We start from the raw sequence: 16442 nt of genomic DNA, 5'->3' as shown, positions 1-16442 counted from the left end.
AACTCGACGCAACGCAAGCTGCCGAGAGTTTTATAGATAAAATGATCATCCCTTATTCCGGCTGGACCAAAAAATCCGCGCAAGCTGTTCATGATCTTCCGCTGATGGATCTGCTGTTCCGCGCGCAAACTGTCCATCGTAAGCATTTTGACCCGAATAAAATCCAGACCTCGAAACTGCTGTCGATCAAAACCGGAGGCTGCGCCGAGGATTGTGCCTATTGCTCGCAATCGGCGCGCAACGGCTCGACCCTGCCTGCTTCCAAATTGATTGAGGTGCAGCGTGTTCTGACCGAGGCGAAGAAGGCCAAGGATGGCGGCGCCACGCGGTTCTGCATGGGGGCCGCCTGGCGTGAGCCCAAGGCGCGCGACATGGCAGCTTTGGTCGCGATGGTCGAAGGTGTCAAGGCCATGGGGATGGAGACCTGCATGACGCTGGGCATGCTGGACGACACTCAGGTCGTGCAGCTGCGCGATGCGGGGCTGGACTACTACAACCACAATATCGATACGTCCGAGCGTTACTACTCCGAGGTCATCACAACCCGCACCTTCGCCGACCGGATCGACACGATGAACCGAGTGCAGGAAGCGGGAATCAAAGTGTGTTCCGGCGGCATTCTGGGCATGGGTGAGCATACGGGCGACCGTATCGACATGCTGCTGACGCTGGCCAACATGCAGCCCGCGCCGGATTCGGTTCCCATCAACATGCTGATGCCGCAGGCCGACACACCTCTGGCCGATGCCGAGCCAATCGACCCGATCGACTTTGTCCGCATCATCGCGACGGCGCGTATCCTGATGCCAACCTCTTACGTTCGCTTGTCCGCAGGCCGCAGCGAGATGAGCGATGAGATGCAGGCGATGTGTTTCTTCGCCGGTGCGAACTCGATCTTCGTGGGTGAAACGCTGCTGACGGCGGAAAACCCCGAAGAGGACACCGATATGGTCCTGTTTGCCAAACTTGGTCTGCAGGCCGAGAAAGCCGGGGATCAGGCGGGTCGGGAAGCCGCTGAATGAAGGCTGCTGCTCGGCTCGAATCCATGCTCGACACCTTGCAGGTCCGGAATCGCCGCCGGGTCCTGACGCCGGCGTCGGGATTGGACTTCGCGTCGAATGACTATCTGGGCCTCGCCGGATCGCTGCTTCTGCAAGAGGCCGCGAAAGAGGCCTTGGCGCGCGGTGTTCCAGTCGGGTCTGGTGGCTCGCGCCTATTGCGCGGCAACCACACCGAGCATGAAGCGCTTGAGGCCGAGGCCGCCGCGTTCTTCGGGGCCGAGGCCGCTTTGTTCATGGGCGGCGGGTTTCAGGCCAATCAGGCGATTTTCGCAACCCTTCCTGCGGCCGATGATCTGGTTCTCTATGACGCTTTAGTTCACGCCAGCGCGCATGAGGGCATGCGCTCTTGCCGGGCCGATCAGCGGTCGTTTCGGCACAATGATGTCGGCGACGCGCGTGAAAAGGCGCAGCAGTGGCGGACCGAGGGCGGCTCGGGCCAAATCTGGATCGCGGTCGAAAGCGTCTATTCGATGGAAGGGGATCTGGCCCCTCTGACCGATCTGGCGGGTTTGGCGCGGGAACAGGACGCCGTTTTGGTCGTGGACGAAGCGCATGCGACCGGCGTGTTCGGACCTCAGGGGCAGGGGCTGGCACATGACTTAGACTGTCCTCTGTTGACGCTGCACACCTGCGGCAAAGGTTTGGGCGTGGTCGGAGGGTTAATCTGCGGCCCCAAGGTCATGATCGACACGCTGATCAACCGCGCACGCCCTTTTATCTTTGCCACCGCGCCGTCGCCTTTGAATGCCGCCTTGGTTCGTGCGGCCCTCGGGGCGCTGGCCACTCAGACAGGTCTGGTCGACGCCGCCCAAAAGCGCATTGGCCATGCCCATGATGCGGCGCGCGCAATTGGAATTGCTGAGGCTGCGCTCAACAGCCAGATCATTCCTAACGTTCTGGGCGATGATGCGCGCACGATGACGATGGCGCAGGGCTTGCAGACGCAAGGGTTCGACGTCAGGGGTATCCGCCCGCCAACCGTACCGCGCGGGACGTCGCGGTTGCGGATATCTATCACCGGCAATGTTGATCGCGCCGATATCTCGGCCCTGTTCAACGCCTTAGCGGCACATCAATCGGAGGCCGCATGAGCGCGCTGATCATCACCGGAACCGGCACGGGCGTCGGCAAGACTGTATTCTCCGCAGGTTTGACCGCCGCCCTTGGAGCCACCTACTGGAAGCCGGTGCAATCCGGGCTTGAGGATGCGACCGACACCGACATCGTGCGCGACCTGTCCGGGGCCGAGGTGCTGCCTGAGGCCTACCGCCTGAATATGCCCGCTTCGCCGCATCTGTCCGCCGAGGATATGGGGGTCGAGATCGACCTTGCCCAACTGGCACTGCCACGGGTCGATGGTCCGCTGGTCGTTGAGGGGGCAGGGGGGGTTATGGTCCCTCTGAACCGGCAGGTGTTCTATCTGGACCTCTTCGCGCAATGGCAAGCCCCGGTGGTCTTGGTTGCACGCACGGCGCTTGGCACGATCAACCATACGGCGCTGTCCCTGATGGCGCTACGCAATGCGGGGTGCGAAGTTGTTGGCGTTGCTTTTGTTGGCAATCCCGAACCGGAGGTCGAGCAGACCGTCGCGCAGATGTGCAAGACCCGGCATTTGGGGCGTCTACCCTATCTCTCGGACCTAACTCGTGAAAACCTGGCGGATGCGTTCCAGACCATCGACCTTGATGCGATCCGGAGGGCTCTATGACCCCGCTGGAGTTTGACGCCCGCCACCTGTGGCACCCCTACACTCACGTGCTGGATCCCGGCCCGATGCATCTGATCACCGGCTCCGAGGGCGTCTGGCTGACGCGTGAGGACGGCGGGCAGATGATCGACGCCATGTCGTCCTGGTGGTGCACCGTTCACGGCCATCGCCACCCGGCCATTATCGAGGCGATGCAGGCCCAACTGGCGCAACTGCCGCATGTCATGTTCGGAGGCCTGACCCACGCGCCCGCTGTTGAGCTGGGCCGCAGGCTGATCGGAATGCTATCCAACGGTCTGGATCGCATCTTCTACAGCGACAGCGGCTCGGTCGCCATCGAAGTCGCGTTGAAAATGGCGGTGCAGTACCAGATCGCCAAAGGCCGCAGCGCGCGGTCAGAGTTCGCCACCATTCGGGGCGGCTATCACGGCGACACGTGGAAAGCGATGAGCGTGTGTGACCCGGTGAACGGGATGCATGGGCTGTTCAAGGGCGCTCTGTCCATCCAGCATTTCCTGCCGCGCCCGCCCATCCGGTTCGATCAGGACTGGTCGGAGGATGCCGCCGAAAACGGGCTGATGGCCCTTGAGCAGTTGTTGGACGAAAAAGGCGACAGGATCGCGGGGCTGATCCTGGAGCCTGTCGTGCAAGGTGCGGGTGGGATGTATTTCTACCACCCGAACTGGCTGAAGGGCGCGCGGGCGCTGTGTGACGCGCATGACGTGCTGCTGATTTTCGATGAAATCGCCACCGGTTTTGGCCGCAGTGGTGAGCTGTTTGCCATGGACCACGCGGATGTGGTGCCCGACATCCTGTGCCTCGGCAAGGCCCTGACCGGAGGGCACATCACTCTGGCTGTCACCATCGCGACCGAGGCGGTTGCGCGCGGCATCGGCGAAAGCGAGGCCGGGGTGCTGATGCATGGCCCGACCTATATGGCCAACCCTCTGGCCTGCGCCGCCAGTGTTGCCAGCCTCGACCAATTGGTCCAACGCGACTGGCGGGCGGAGGTCACTGGGATTGCGCACCAGATGATGGCTGAACTTGCTCCGGCTCGTGACTTGCCCGAAGTGGCGGATGTGCGGGTTCTGGGCGCTATCGGTGTGATCGAGATGAAGGACCGTGTCGACCCTGCCGTGGCCCACGGCCTCGCCCCTAAGACCGGCGTCTGGTTGCGTCCGTTTGGGCGCAATATCTATTGCATGCCACCCTACATCATTTCGCCAGATGAGCTGAGCCGCGTCACCGCCGCCATGGTCGATCTCGCCGGAGGGGCCGGATGAGGCATCGCTGGCTGGCACGCTCGGATAGCACCGATCTGATCCTCGTGTTCGGGGGATGGGCGTTGGGTTCTGCGCCGTTTTCCTGCCTCACAGGCGGGGACAATGTGCTGTTCGTTGAGGATTATACCGGGCTGGATGACCCGCTGCCGGACTTGTCGCGGTTCGACCGCGTAGACTTGCTGGCCTTCTCTTTCGGCGTCGCCTCGGCCGCGCATTGGCTGAACCAAACGGGGATGCGTCCAGATCGCTTGGTTGCAGTCAGCGGCACGCTGAACCCTGCAAGTGCCGAGCATGGGATCGCGCCCGATTTGATCCGAGCAACGGCGGATCAATTGTCTCAGACCAGCTTTGCCAAATTCTGCCGCCGCGCGGGCGTCAGCGGAGAGGTTCCCGAACTGGATATCCCATCCGCTCGGGCCGAGTTGCACGCGGTGATCGACCGTGGCCCAGCTGAAGATCCGGGTTTTGATCGTATTTGGATTCCCACCCGAGACCGTATTGTTCCTACTAACGCACAACAGGCCGCATGGGCCTCGCGTGCTGATAGTATTCGAACTGTCGAAGGTCCTCATGTCCCGTTCCGCGCGAGGCAAAGTTGGGCGGAGTGGTTGGCATGACAGTGCAACTCTCGGACCGGGTGCAGCGTAGCTTCAGCCGCAGTTTTCAAAGCTATCACGACACCGCCAGCCAACAGGCGTGGGTGGCCGAGAAACTGGTGGAAGAGATGCGTCGACACGGTGCTCCGTTCAAGTTCGAACGCGGATTTGAGCTGGGTTGCGGAACTGGGCATTTCACGCGGCTTCTGTGTCAATCTCACCGATTTGACAGCCTCACCCTGAATGATATCGCACCCGAAGCCCGCCAAACGGCAGATGAGCTGGGCGCGCAGTTCATCTGCGGCGATGCGCGGCGGGTGATCTGGCCCGAGAAGACCGATCTTTTTGCCTCGGCGTCGATGATCCAGTGGATGGAAGACCCTCAGGCACTGTTGGAGCGGGCGGCGCGATCCCTCGCACCGGGCGGCTGGTTGGTGATTTCGGGGTTTGGTCCGCAACAATATAGGGAACTGAACCAAATCGGCACCTCGGCCCGTGCCCCCGGTTTGTGCGACCCTGACCAGATGGCCGCCGTCATAGGAGCGCACCTGGAGGTGCTTTCGACAGGCGAGGCGCTGCGACCCTCGTACTTCCCCACGCCCCGCCATGTTCTGCGCCACCTGCGTAAGACCGGCGTCAACGGGCGCGCGCAGAGCGTCTGGACCAAATCCACACTCGCCCTGTTCGAGGCAGAGTACACACGCCAGTTTCAGACCGAAAACGGCGTCTCTCTCAGCTATCATCCCGTCTGGATCGTCGCGCGCAAGCCGCAGGTCTGAGGCCTCGCGGTTACTTGACCGCGTCCGTCTTTTCAGCGTTTGCAGGCACTCAGACGCAGATTGTGAAATCTCACGCCGAAACGTCGCAATGATCTGTTGCGTTCGCGGCCACAGGTCGCCACGGTAGCATTTGAGATTTTGGCGTTGCTGTGGCCCGCCATCAGGAATTTGAACGAGGGGGGCAGAATGACCGCGACACTTACATTCGAACATCTCAAAACACAGGTATCAGCGGGTGAGGTAGACACCGTTCTGGTGTGCTTTGTTGACATGCAGGGCCGTCTGATGGGCAAGCGCTTTCACGCGGGCCATTTCGTTGCGGGCGCATGGGAAGAAACCCATTGCTGCAACTACTTGCTGGCCACTGATCTTGAGATGGGCACACCGGATGGCTACGCCTCGACCAGTTGGGAGCGGGGGTATGGCGACTACGTTATGAAGCCCGATCTTGCGACCCTACGCCCGGTGCCGTGGCTTGAGGGCACTGTGATGGTGATGTGCGATATTCTCGATCATCACACGCATGAAGAGGTGCCGCATGCGCCTCGGGCGATGTTGAAGGCGCAGGTCAACCGCTTGAAGGCCATGGGCTACGAGGCGATGTGTGCGACAGAGCTGGAGTTTTTCCTTTTCGAGAAGAGTTTCGACGAAATCCGCAAAAACGGCTTTCGCGATCTTGAGCCGATTTCCGGTTACAACGAGGATTATCATATCCTCCAGACCACCAAGGAAGAGCATGTGATGCGCCCGATCCGTAACCATCTGTGGGATGCGGGGATACCGGTTGAGAACTCGAAAGGTGAGGCCGAAACCGGGCAGGAAGAGCTGAACATCAAATACGCGCCTGCAATGGACACGGCCGAGTACCACTCGATCGCCAAGAATGCGGTGAAAGAGATCGCCTGGCAGCATGGTCATGCGGCAACGTTCCTGCCGAAATGGCATCACGACAAGGTCGGCAGTTCCAGCCATGTGCATCAATCCCTGTGGAAAGACGGCGCGCCTGCTTTTTTTGATGAAAATGATCCGCTTGGCATGTCGGATGTGATGAAAAGCTATTTGGCTGGCCTGCTGAAGTACGCCCCGGATTACACGTATTTCATGGCCCCTTACATCAACAGTTACAAACGCTTCATGAAGGGCACCTTTGCGCCGACACGGATCATCTGGTCGGTCGATAATCGCACGGCTGGCTTTCGCCTGTGTGGAGATGGGACCAAGGCCATTCGGGTGGAATGCCGGATTCCCGGGTCTGACATGAACCCTTATCTGGTGATGGCTGGAATGCTGGCGGCGGGAATTGCCGGCATTGAAGAGGGATTGGAATTGCAACCTGCGGCAACCGGTGATGTTTACCAGGGCGATACGGGGATGATCCCCGGCGACCTGGGCGCGGCATTGGGTGCTTTGCGTGGCTCAGCCATGTTGCGGGCTGCTATGGGGGATGAGGTGGTGGATCACTACGCTCGGGCCGCTGAGGTGGAGATCGAAGAATTTGCGCGTGTGGTGACCGATTGGGAAGTTGCCCGTGGGTTTGAGCGCGCGTAGAGGGCAGGAGCGAGGGTCGCCATTGTTGCGCCATTGGTTCGAGCAACAATGGCGACGCCCCTCGCGCTCCCCGGGATATTTTTGGCCAGATGAAGCAGGTGATCCTGTATTTTCGGAAAATGGAGTGACTATGGGGCAGATGTTGAAATGTGTCTCGCCGATTGATGGGTCGGTTTTTGCGGAGCGGGAGGTGTTGTCTCGGGACGCGGCGTTTGAAGCGGCGGCTCGGGCGCGCACGGCGCAGGCGGCTTGGGCGGCGCGGTCTTTGCAGGAGCGGGTTGATCTGGTGATGGCCGGTGTGGCGGCTGTTGGTGCGATGAATGATGAGATCGTGCCGGAGCTTGCCTATATGATGGGTCGGCCCGTGCGCTATGGTGGTGAGTTTGGTGGGTTCAATGAACGCGCCAGCCATATGGCGGGGATAGCCGAAAGCGCGCTTGCTGATATTGAGGTAGGCGAGGATGAGACGTTTCGGCGGTACATCAAGCGCGTTCCGCATGGGGTGGTTTTTGTGGTGGCCCCCTGGAACTATCCCTATATGACGGCGATCAACACGGTGGCTCCGGCACTGATTGCTGGCAATACCGTGATCCTGAAACATGCCACTCAGACGTTATTGGTGGGTGAAAGGATGGCGCAGGCGTTCCACGCGACCGGTGTGCCCGAGGATGTGTTTCAGAATGCCTTCCTCAGCCACGATGTGACGAATGACCTGATTGCCGGAAATGCGTTTGATTTCGTGAACTTCACTGGCTCGGTCGGCGGAGGGCAGGTGATGGAACGTGCAGCCGCTGGCACCTTCACAGGCGTCGGGACCGAGCTTGGCGGAAAAGATCCGGGCTATGTGATGGAGGATGCCGATCTGGATGCCGCCGTGGATACCTTGATCGACGGGGCGATGTTCAACTCGGGTCAATGCTGTTGCGGGATAGAGCGAATCTATGTGCATGAAAGCCTTTTCGACGGTTTCGTTGCGAAGGCGGTTGAGATTGTGAAGGGCTACAAACTGGGCAATCCTCTGGACCCTGAGACGACGCTGGGCCCTATGGCCAATGTGCGCTTTGCCGACGAGGTGCGCGCTCAGATTGCCGAGGCTGTGGCGGATGGCGCGGTGGCCCATATCGAGCCATTCCCCGAGGATGACGGCGGTGCCTATCTGACGCCTCAGATCCTCACCAATGTCACCCATGATATGCGCGTGATGCGGGATGAGAGTTTTGGGCCGGTCGTGGGGATTATGAAAGTGTCCTCGGACGAAGAGGCCATCGCTCTGATGAATGACAGCGAATTCGGCTTGACCGCCAGCCTGTGGACCCGTGACGTAGACCGGGCCGCGCGAGTCGGTGATCAGATAGAAACCGGCACTGTGTTCATGAATCGGGCCGACTATCTGGACCCGGGTCTATGCTGGACAGGCTGCAAGAATACCGGGCGGGGCGGTGGCCTGTCGGTCATCGGGTATCACAACCTGACCCGTCCAAAATCCTACCATTTGAAGAAGGTAACATCATGAGCCTTGTTGGAAATTGGTCCTACCCGACCGCGATTAAATTTGGCGCTGGCCGCATCAATGAACTGCCCGAGGCCTGTGCGGCGGCAGGGATGAAGCGCCCTCTGCTGGTGACGGACAAGGGGTTGGCTGATTTGCCGATCACCACGGTGACGTTGGACATTCTTGAGGCCGCCGGGTTGGGTCGCGGTCTGTTCAGCGATGTGGACCCGAACCCGAATGAAAAGAACCTCGCTGCCGGAGTCGCGGCCTACAATGCGGGCGGGCATGACGGGGTGATTGCCTTTGGCGGCGGCTCGGGGTTGGATCTTGGCAAGATGGTGGCCTTCATGGCGGGTCAAACCCGACCCGTTTGGGATTTTGAAGATATCGGCGATTGGTGGACCCGCGCGAATGCGGATGTGATTGCGCCGATCATTGCGGTGCCGACCACGGCCGGGACAGGGTCCGAGGTGGGGCGTGCCAGTGTCATCACCAATTCCGAGACCCACGCCAAGAAGATCATCTTTCACCCAAAGGTCCTGCCGACCGTGGTGATCTGCGACCCGGAACTGACCGTGGGTATGCCGAAATTCATCACCGCGGGCACCGGGCTGGACGCCTTTGCTCATTGTGTCGAGGCCTATTCCAGCCCACATTACCACCCGATGAGCCAAGGCATCGCGCTGGAGGGGATGCGGTTAGTCAAGGACTATCTGCCGCGCGCCTATGCGGATGGCACTGATCTTGAGGCGCGCGCTCAGATGATGAGCGCGGCGGCCATGGGGGCGACGGCGTTCCAAAAGGGGCTCGGCGCGATCCACGCCATGAGCCATCCGATTGGCGCGGTATTCAACACTCATCACGGCACGACCAATGCGGTCTGCATGCCCGCTGTGCTGGAATTCAACGCGCCCGCCATCGCGGATCGGTTCCAACAGGCTGCCGCCTATCTGGGTATCGAGGGTGGCTTTGACGGATTCCGTAGCTTCGTGCAGGAGTTCAACGATGCGCTTGGGATCCCGCGTCAACTGTCGGAACTCGGCGTGACCGAGGATCGGATTCCCGAGCTGGTCGAAGGCGCGATCATCGACCCCTCTTGCGGGGGCAATCCGATTGAGCTGACGAAAGAGAACCTGACGCAGCTGTTTCACGCCGCACTTTAGGGTAAGACGGCCCGGCGGGTTTGCTCGCCGGGCCTTCCCGTTGTTACTCAGCCGCCATGGCGCTGATCTCGGCACGCGCCATCGCGACCCATTCCAAATCTTTGGTGTAGCGCCAGGCCAGATCGCCGTTTTCATCCATGGCAATCAGGTGCAGCCAACGATTGTCGAACAGCTCTTTCACGGTTTCGTTGCGTCTGAGGATGTCGTTCATCGCTTCTCTTGGGGCCTCGATGACGACCGACAGGCGCAGCGGGTCGTGCTGGAACGCCTCTCCGTCATGCACTGATTGCCAAGGCAGGCCGGGACGCAGCGCGCCGCCATTGCCCTCAACTACGCCGATGCCGCCAACCACGTTGTGCAGTAGCTTGTTGCCGCCGCCGAACAGGCCAGGCGCGACGGTCGAGCCGTAATATTGCAGGCTGATCCAGCTGGCGACCACGACCGGGGCGGTCATGATCAGTTCCAACACGCCAAAACCCTCATCCGCGCGCCAGTCATAGCTGTGCAGGAAGGACTGGCCCGCAAGACCCGTGCCATCAGTCCGGGACCGCGGCGCGGCAATGAAGGCGCGGCATCCGGCCAAACCCCATTCGGGGCGCAACTCGGCCCAGTCGGTGGCGCGGCGGGCGATGTCATTGGCCCCTTTGGCACGCGGTAGACGCGCGGCGCGCTCAGACCGGGTCAGTTGTCCGGCCGAGGTCAGCCAGGTTTTCAATTGCGCGATCTGCGCGGCCCACTGACCTGTCGCCTGATCCTGATCGAACAAAGAGACCCTGTCGGTCGTAGTGTGGTGCATCGCCGCCAGAAACAGCGTGTCCGCCGGGATGTCGATCCCCTCGGCGCGCAGCCCTTCACGTACCGCATGATCGTTCAACAACCCGGCCAGAAGGCGGGCGCTGACGTCACCGGCATGACCGCCACATGCGCCACATTGCAGGGCGCTTTCATGGGGGTTGTTGGTCACATCCGCGCCATGACCGGCCAGCATCACGACGCGAGCGAAGTTGCTGGTCAGAGACATCGCCCCAAGGATGGCTTTGGCCGAGGCAACACGTGTAGGCAGGTCGATCCCGTCGTCAAGCTTCGGCGCGGGGTCGAACTTCGTAGACCCGTGGCCCTTGCCCAGAGCGTCACGCAGCAGTTTGCCCGCATAGACGGGACCCGTTGCCTCGACAAAGGCAAAAGACGAGACGGCGGCCAGTTTGAACCGGCCCCAGGCCCGTTTGGCCCGTGCAGTGTAGCGGCGGTTCAGGTCGTCCTGCGCGCCCTCGGCCGCGTGGGAGCACACGTTCGGGTTCAATAGGACTGGCCCCCGTATCTCGGTCACGTTCGAGCCGGCTGCCTTGTGGGCGCTGGCGAGGCCGAAGAAGCCAGCAAAACCAATGGTCTCGATTCCGCTGTCCTGCGATTCCAGCGCGCGGCGGAAAACCTCAGACCGCACGTCGATGCAGAAGGCGGCTTGTACCTCGGGGCGGCCTTCGATCTTGCGCGGTTGACCTGCGCTGAGGGTTTGCGCCAATTTGCGCTGTTGCGCGCGCTCCGAGGCGTCCTGCAGCACCGCGTCGATCACCAGATCGCGGGTCGGGGTGATGGGGGCTTCATGTTGGGCAATGGTTTCAGCCCAGCGATCGGCAATCTGATCGTGGTAGAGACCGAACAGAGCCTCTTCGAACACCATGCGAATGGCCAGCAGTTCGGTTGTGCTCGTATCGGTCTGCCCTTCCAGCTCGGCTTGCCATAGCAGATAGCGGGCATATTGAGCCCAACCGCCCAGGGTCATCAGCCAGCGATGGAAGGCCGTGCTGGCCGCCTCAGGGGTGACACCCAGTGCCTCAGAGGCGCGGCCAATCGCCCGCCATTGCGAGCGGTTGGTGCCAGCGACAAAAGCTCCGAACCCTTTCAGGCCGTGGATTTCCGGGGTCAGATCGCGTGAGGCGAACTCACGCCACGCGCTATAGGCACCGCCTGTGCGGTTGGGTTGCCACAGCGCCTGACCCTGATCGAAATGGCTGGCGGCCCAGGCCCCGATCCGTTCGTCAATCAGACCGGGCCAGTCGATGCCGGAAACCTCGGCGGCCAGATCGGCAACCGTGGGCAGCGGGGACAGCTTCGCGGTCTCGGACCCGAGCGCGGCTTGCAGATCTTCGAAACTGGGCGTGTCAAAGCGGCTTTCGACACTAGCGAGGGCATCCCTCAGATCTGCTTCGGTGATCTCTCTGTTTGCCAGCTTATGCGCAAATGCAGCCCGGTCCGGCGTGATCCGCGTGCCCGCAACCCGCGCTAGGCGGGCCGAGGTCACGGCCAGTGTCTCTTGCGTTTGCCCCAGAAATGGGTTCACCGCGACGTTGGAGGCAAGCGGGAACAGCGGCGGGATTTGACGCACCGCGTCATTGGCCAGTGCGACCAGTTCCAGAAGGGCTGCGGGATAGCTTTCGTGCTTCATATACATCTTGAGAAACCCCTCTTACACGGTTTGGCGCTTGGACCATCCGTCCAGCAGCCGGTCAAAGATTGCGTTGGCATAAAGTCCGTTTGACAGATGCACCCGAATACCAGCCGCCGCCGGGTGCGAGGCCCATAGCGGGAAGGTGGATTGCGCCAGGGCGACCGCGCCAAAGCTGATCAAGGCGAGAATGATCAACGTCCACTCCAACGGCCCGGGCGCAGGCGCTGCGGGCAGGGTGCCCTTGGTCAAGTGCACGGCGATGATTTGAAGGACGAAGTAGCTGATAGAGGTCACGCCAGCATAGACAACAGTGCGGCGGGTCAACGCGCCGGGTGCGGCATCAGCAAAGCCCTGCGCCAGCAGATAGGCGACGCCGAAGATCAGGATCACGCCAAGGGCAATTGCCTGAACGGATTTGCCGTCTACTCCGAAGGACATGGCGACGATCCCGTAGATCAGGATGCCGGTGGCAAAGGCTAGCAACACGTTCCGCGCGCTTGGAACCGCTACTGGACCGGGCCGACGGATGGCTGCCACGTTGCGTACGGCCTCACCCGCGCTGAGGAAAGCGTGTGCTTTGTAGAGCGAATGCGCCACGATATGCAGCAGTGCCAACGGGAACAGAGCCAGCCCGCATTGCATGATCATGAAAGCCATCTGAGCAATGGTCGACCACGCAAGCGAGGTCTTCACTGCCGGTTGCGTCAGCATCACCAAACCGCCGAACAGCGCGGTGAACCCGCCCAGCATCACCAGCAGCGCCATGATGCCCGGTGCTGCAAGCATCACGTCGGCAAAGCGGATCAGCAGGAACCCTCCGGCGTTGATGACGCCCGCATGCAGCAGGGCCGATACGGGGGTCGGGGCCTCCATCACCTCGGTCAGCCAACCGTGGACCGGGAACTGGGCCGAGGCCATGATGGCCGCCAGTGCGATCAGCAGGGCAGCGGCGATGGTCAGCCCGTTGGGCTGAGCCGAGGACAGGATCGAGGCAATGTCTGTGGTGCCATAGGTTGCGATCAACAGGACCACCGCGAGGGCCAGCGCGCCTTCACTGATACGCGCCACAACGGCCTTTTTCCGCGCGGCCCTTCGGGCGGTGGTCCGCTCGGGGTAGAACAGCAGCAATTGGTGCAGCAGCAGGCTGGTCGCAATCCACGCGGCGAGCAATTGGATCAGGTTGCCCGACATCACAAGCAAAAGAACCGACGCGAGTGTTGCCGACATCCAGCCGGTGAACGCGCCCTGACGGGCCTCTCCATCCATATAGGTGGCCGAGTAGCGCAGGACGACCCATCCGATGAAGCTGACCAAAACCAGCATAGTGGCGCTGACCGCATCAAGTCGCACGGAGAGGCCAACACCCCAGAACCCGATCAACCCCGAGGTGCCGGGGCCGTGAAGAACCAGCATCAGGGCCGACAGTGCGGCGCCTCCGAAAGCCGCCAATGCTGCCCATTCCGACAGTCTCGAGGCATGGGTTGGCCGCAGTCCCGGATTGCGGCTGGCATAGTAGGCCGATGCCAGCAAGATCAGCGGGCTGAGCAGGGGTAGAAACAGATAGGTCATGATGCGCGTTCCTTGTGAGTCCAGCCTGATTTGGCCGGTTGAGTAGGACATATTGCGCAATCTTTCGTATGAAAAATTCATTGTTATGGAGATTACGTTCTACTAAATAGAACGAAATGCCACTTAACTATCATCACCTGCGTTACTTCTGGGCGGTCGCCCATGATGGCAATCTGACCCGGACAGCCCAGCGGCTGAACCTTTCGCAATCCGCGCTCTCTGTTCAGATCAAGGAGCTTGAGGAACGGCTGGGTCACCCCCTGTTTGAACGTCGTGGCCGCAAGCTGCATCTGACCGAGGCCGGGCGTATCGCGCTGGACCATGCGGACGCAATTTTCGCAACAGGGCAAGAACTTGTGGCCACTCTGCAGGATGAAGGCAACGCGCGCACGGCGCTGCGGGTTGGTGCGCAGGCGACGTTGTCGCGGAATTTTCAGATCGGCTTTCTGCGCCCGATGCTGGCGCGCTCAGATGTCGAGGTGATCCTGCGATCAGGCAATCCCAGCGAGTTGCTTGAAGGGCTGGAGACGCTGAATTTTGACCTGGTTCTCATGAATCATGAGCCCGCCAGCGACAGCCTGACCAGTTTTGAAACGCACCATCTGGCGGAACAACCCGTCAGCATCGTCGGCACGCCGGTGCGACTGGATCCGAAGCGCCCGATCCGGGATCTGTTGGAGGAGCAACCCTTTATCCTGCCCACCACCAATAACAGCGTCCGCACGGCGTTTGATTCGATGGCCAGCCGCATGTCCGTCCGTCCCCAAGTCGCGGCCGAAGTGGACGATATGGCCATGATGCGCCTGCTCGCGCGTGAGGATATCGGCCTTGCACTTGTGGCCCCGATCGTGGTGCAGGATGAGCTGTCCTCGGGCCGTCTGGTCGAGGCTGAGGAGCATCCCCGCATCAAGGAGAGCTTTCACGCCGTTACCTTCAAACGCCGCTTTCCCAACCCGCTGGTGCGGGAGTTGCTGACCTATAGCCTGCCTCAGTAGAAGTGGGGCAAGTTTTTTGCGCGCGCGACGCGGACCCAATTGGGCACGAAGGGGATGATCTTGTCTTGTGAGGGCACCATCATCTCAATGAAATTCGCGCCGGGATTGGCGATGGCATCGGACAGGATGGGTTCGATATCGGCCTCGGAGGTAATCCGGGCGGTTTTGAAGCCGAACCCTTCGGCGACTTTACAATAGTCGACGCGTCCGAAATCGGTGGTCCAAGGCTCATCCACATCGTCGAGCAGGATCGCCTCTCCCCTGATCCAGCCAAACGTGTCGTTGCGGGTCAGGATGACGGTGATGTTCTTGCCGCTGCGCTTGAGGGTCTCCATATCGCCGATGACGAACCCAAACGATCCGTCTCCGGTGAAGGAAATGACCGGGCCGTCATGGGCATAAATCGCGCCGACAGCGGCAGGCACCGAATATCCCAGCGCCCCCATCGAGTAGTTGGTGATGTAGCGCCGCCCAGGTTTGCGGAAGGTCAGCAGTGCCGAAGGATAGATCGCACTGACGCCGGGCTCAGACGTGACAAGCGCGTCATCGGGCATGATCCGGTCCAACACCTGAGACAGCTTGACCGGTGAGATCGTGCCTTCGGGCATCGGGATGTTCGAGTTGAAGACCTTGTCGAGCGCGGTTTGTTTGATCGGGTTCAAATCCAGCGGCCCCCGCTGCAGGCCGGGATGTTCAGCCTTCAGAATTTCGACCATATATTCAATCGTTGCGCGGGCATCCCCTACAAGGCCAACCTTCAGCGGGAAGGTGTTTCCAACATGAGCCTCGGCAATATCAAGGTGCAGGAAGTTCTTGGTATTGGGATCGCCATAGAGTTTCCAGTGATCCGTTCCGGCGCTGTCGGTGTTCGAGCCGATGAAGAAGATCGTGTCCGCCTCGAGCAGGTATTGGTTCGAATACTCCATTCCGCCACGCCCACCGATGACGCGCAGGGCCAGCGGGTGATCCTCGGGGATGGTGCCTTTGCCGGGCGTGGTGGTGCCGACCGGGATTTGCAGGCGTTCAGCCAGTTCAAGGATTGCATCCGAGGCTTGTGAGATCAGCGCGCCCTGACCGCAGACAATCGCAGGTTTTTGCGCCGCCAACAGCACGTCGATTGCAGCGCGGATCTTGCTGTGATCCGCGACCGGCCGATGCGCGGGATAGGTGCTGTAGTCCGGTTCGGCATACAGGTCGGTGATTTCGGCCTCTTCACCGAAGATGTTGATCGGCACGCGGATATGAACCGGCGCCGGACGGCCCGAGGTTGCCACGCGAAAGGCCCGTCGGATCAGGAACGGGATTTCGCGCGCATTGGTCAGCACGAAGCTTTCCTTACAGATACTGTCATAGAGCCGAGTTTGATCGACGCCGGTCAGACCGTGCTTTTTGTCCTGATTGATCGGAATGTCCGAGCTGAAATAGATCACCGGCACCGAGCTGAGGAACGCCTCGGTAATACCCGGGGTGCAATGGGTCACACCGGGGCTGGGCGCTTCAAGCACGGCGGGGCGACCTGTGATCTTAGCATAGGCTTCAGCAGCGAAGGCCGCGGTGCGTTCATCGCGGGTCAGTACGAACTCGATCCCGCTATTGGCGCGCCATTCCTTGTACCAGCCAATCGTTGTCTCACCGGGCAGACCGAAAACATGGGAAACGCCGTGAAGCTCCAGCATTTTCAGGATGATCTGCGCGCCATTCATGCGCGTCGTATGGGGCTGGTTCATCAGGTGGACCTTCGTTTGTGGCGTGTTTCGGGCAAACCCTTTTGAGGGGGTTTGCGCACATCGCCACCATGTCTA

Annotated in this window: 13 protein-coding genes; 10 read left to right on the top strand and 3 right to left on the bottom strand. The window is 60.9% G+C overall.

Annotated elements, in window-relative coordinates; translation table 11 throughout:
* Positions 1 to 41 precede the first annotated feature (41 nt).
* The 9 genes from bioB (at position 42) to J7394_RS02755 (ending at position 9630) form a co-directional block, all read left to right on the top strand.
* Entirely contained in the window at positions 42 to 1022 is a 981-nt protein-coding gene (gene bioB / locus J7394_RS02795; protein WP_209250808.1) for a biotin synthase BioB, read from the top strand.
* Positions 1019 to 2152 carry an 8-amino-7-oxononanoate synthase gene (locus J7394_RS02790; protein WP_209250807.1) on the top strand — a complete coding sequence of 378 codons (1134 nt, stop codon included), beginning with the start codon at positions 1019 to 1021 and terminating at the stop codon, positions 2150 to 2152. The genes bioB and J7394_RS02790 overlap by 4 nt, the downstream gene beginning before the upstream one ends.
* On the top strand, positions 2149 to 2769 hold the full coding sequence (gene bioD, locus J7394_RS02785; protein WP_209250806.1) for a dethiobiotin synthase: 621 nt from the start codon (positions 2149 to 2151) through the stop codon (positions 2767 to 2769). The genes J7394_RS02790 and bioD overlap by 4 nt, the downstream gene beginning before the upstream one ends.
* On the top strand, positions 2766 to 4052 hold the full coding sequence (bioA, locus tag J7394_RS02780; RefSeq protein ID WP_209250805.1) for an adenosylmethionine--8-amino-7-oxononanoate transaminase: 1287 nt from the start codon (positions 2766 to 2768) through the stop codon (positions 4050 to 4052). Before bioD ends, bioA begins: the two co-directional genes overlap by 4 nt.
* On the top strand, positions 4049 to 4669 hold the full coding sequence (locus J7394_RS02775) for a pimeloyl-ACP methyl esterase BioG family protein (RefSeq protein ID WP_209250804.1): 621 nt from the start codon (positions 4049 to 4051) through the stop codon (positions 4667 to 4669). The genes bioA and J7394_RS02775 overlap by 4 nt, the downstream gene beginning before the upstream one ends.
* A complete protein-coding gene (locus tag J7394_RS02770) occupies positions 4666 to 5427 on the top strand; it encodes a methyltransferase domain-containing protein (protein ID WP_209250803.1) in 762 nt (253 codons plus the stop codon). Before J7394_RS02775 ends, J7394_RS02770 begins: the two co-directional genes overlap by 4 nt.
* Positions 5428 to 5613: 186 nt before the next feature.
* On the top strand, positions 5614 to 6975 hold the full coding sequence (locus J7394_RS02765; RefSeq protein WP_209250800.1) for a glutamine synthetase family protein: 1362 nt from the start codon (positions 5614 to 5616) through the stop codon (positions 6973 to 6975).
* A 130-nt stretch (positions 6976 to 7105) separates the two neighbouring features.
* Entirely contained in the window at positions 7106 to 8488 is a 1383-nt protein-coding gene (locus J7394_RS02760; RefSeq protein ID WP_209250798.1) for an aldehyde dehydrogenase family protein, read from the top strand.
* Positions 8485 to 9630, top strand: coding sequence for an iron-containing alcohol dehydrogenase (locus J7394_RS02755; RefSeq protein ID WP_209250796.1), 1146 nt, complete (start codon positions 8485 to 8487; stop codon positions 9628 to 9630). The genes J7394_RS02760 and J7394_RS02755 overlap by 4 nt, the downstream gene beginning before the upstream one ends.
* A gap of 43 nt (positions 9631 to 9673) precedes the next feature.
* Here J7394_RS02755 and J7394_RS02750 read toward each other — a convergent pair whose 3' ends face one another.
* Together J7394_RS02750 and J7394_RS02745 are read right to left on the bottom strand one after the other, a co-directional pair.
* Entirely contained in the window at positions 9674 to 12079 is a 2406-nt protein-coding gene (locus J7394_RS02750) for a YbcC family protein (protein ID WP_209250794.1), read from the bottom strand.
* 15 nt (positions 12080 to 12094) lie between these two features.
* A complete protein-coding gene (locus J7394_RS02745) occupies positions 12095 to 13645 on the bottom strand; it encodes a proton-conducting transporter membrane subunit (protein ID WP_209250792.1) in 1551 nt (516 codons plus the stop codon).
* Between the two features lie 116 nt (positions 13646 to 13761).
* On the opposite strand from J7394_RS02745, the gene J7394_RS02740 reads away from it, so the two are divergent.
* Positions 13762 to 14640, top strand: coding sequence for a LysR family transcriptional regulator (locus tag J7394_RS02740; RefSeq protein WP_209250790.1), 879 nt, complete (start codon positions 13762 to 13764; stop codon positions 14638 to 14640).
* Here the strand turns inward: J7394_RS02740 and J7394_RS02735 are convergent.
* Entirely contained in the window at positions 14634 to 16367 is a 1734-nt protein-coding gene (locus tag J7394_RS02735) for a thiamine pyrophosphate-binding protein (RefSeq protein WP_209250788.1), read from the bottom strand. The two genes, J7394_RS02740 and J7394_RS02735, sit on opposite strands and share 7 nt — an antisense overlap.
* Between the last annotated feature and the right edge of the window lie 75 nt (positions 16368 to 16442).

This window comes from Ruegeria sp. R13_0 (assembly GCF_017743995.1).
In the GTDB taxonomy this organism is placed as follows: Bacteria; Pseudomonadota; Alphaproteobacteria; order Rhodobacterales; family Rhodobacteraceae; genus Ruegeria.
Note: the sequence above shows the minus strand (reverse complement) of the source record. Positions and strands in the feature narration are given on the sequence as shown.

What these genes read in the sequence shown, in the direction of transcription:
- J7394_RS02760 (WP_209250798.1), top strand. Translation starts at nt 7,106, where the DNA reads ATGGGGCAGATGTTGAAATGTGTCTCGCCGATTGATGGGTCGGTTTTT.
- J7394_RS02740 (WP_209250790.1), top strand. Translation starts at nt 13,762, where the DNA reads ATGCCACTTAACTATCATCACCTGCGTTACTTCTGGGCGGTCGCCCAT.
- J7394_RS02755 (WP_209250796.1), top strand. Translation starts at nt 8,485, where the DNA reads ATGAGCCTTGTTGGAAATTGGTCCTACCCGACCGCGATTAAATTTGGC.
- J7394_RS02750 (WP_209250794.1), bottom strand. Translation starts at nt 12,079, where the DNA reads ATGTATATGAAGCACGAAAGCTATCCCGCAGCCCTTCTGGAACTGGTC.
- bioD (WP_209250806.1), top strand. Translation starts at nt 2,149, where the DNA reads ATGAGCGCGCTGATCATCACCGGAACCGGCACGGGCGTCGGCAAGACT.
- bioB (WP_209250808.1), top strand. Translation starts at nt 42, where the DNA reads ATGATCATCCCTTATTCCGGCTGGACCAAAAAATCCGCGCAAGCTGTT.
- J7394_RS02745 (WP_209250792.1), bottom strand. Translation starts at nt 13,645, where the DNA reads ATGACCTATCTGTTTCTACCCCTGCTCAGCCCGCTGATCTTGCTGGCA.
- J7394_RS02735 (WP_209250788.1), bottom strand. Translation starts at nt 16,367, where the DNA reads ATGAACCAGCCCCATACGACGCGCATGAATGGCGCGCAGATCATCCTG.
- J7394_RS02770 (WP_209250803.1), top strand. Translation starts at nt 4,666, where the DNA reads ATGACAGTGCAACTCTCGGACCGGGTGCAGCGTAGCTTCAGCCGCAGT.
- J7394_RS02775 (WP_209250804.1), top strand. Translation starts at nt 4,049, where the DNA reads ATGAGGCATCGCTGGCTGGCACGCTCGGATAGCACCGATCTGATCCTC.
- J7394_RS02790 (WP_209250807.1), top strand. Translation starts at nt 1,019, where the DNA reads ATGAAGGCTGCTGCTCGGCTCGAATCCATGCTCGACACCTTGCAGGTC.
- bioA (WP_209250805.1), top strand. Translation starts at nt 2,766, where the DNA reads ATGACCCCGCTGGAGTTTGACGCCCGCCACCTGTGGCACCCCTACACT.
- J7394_RS02765 (WP_209250800.1), top strand. Translation starts at nt 5,614, where the DNA reads ATGACCGCGACACTTACATTCGAACATCTCAAAACACAGGTATCAGCG.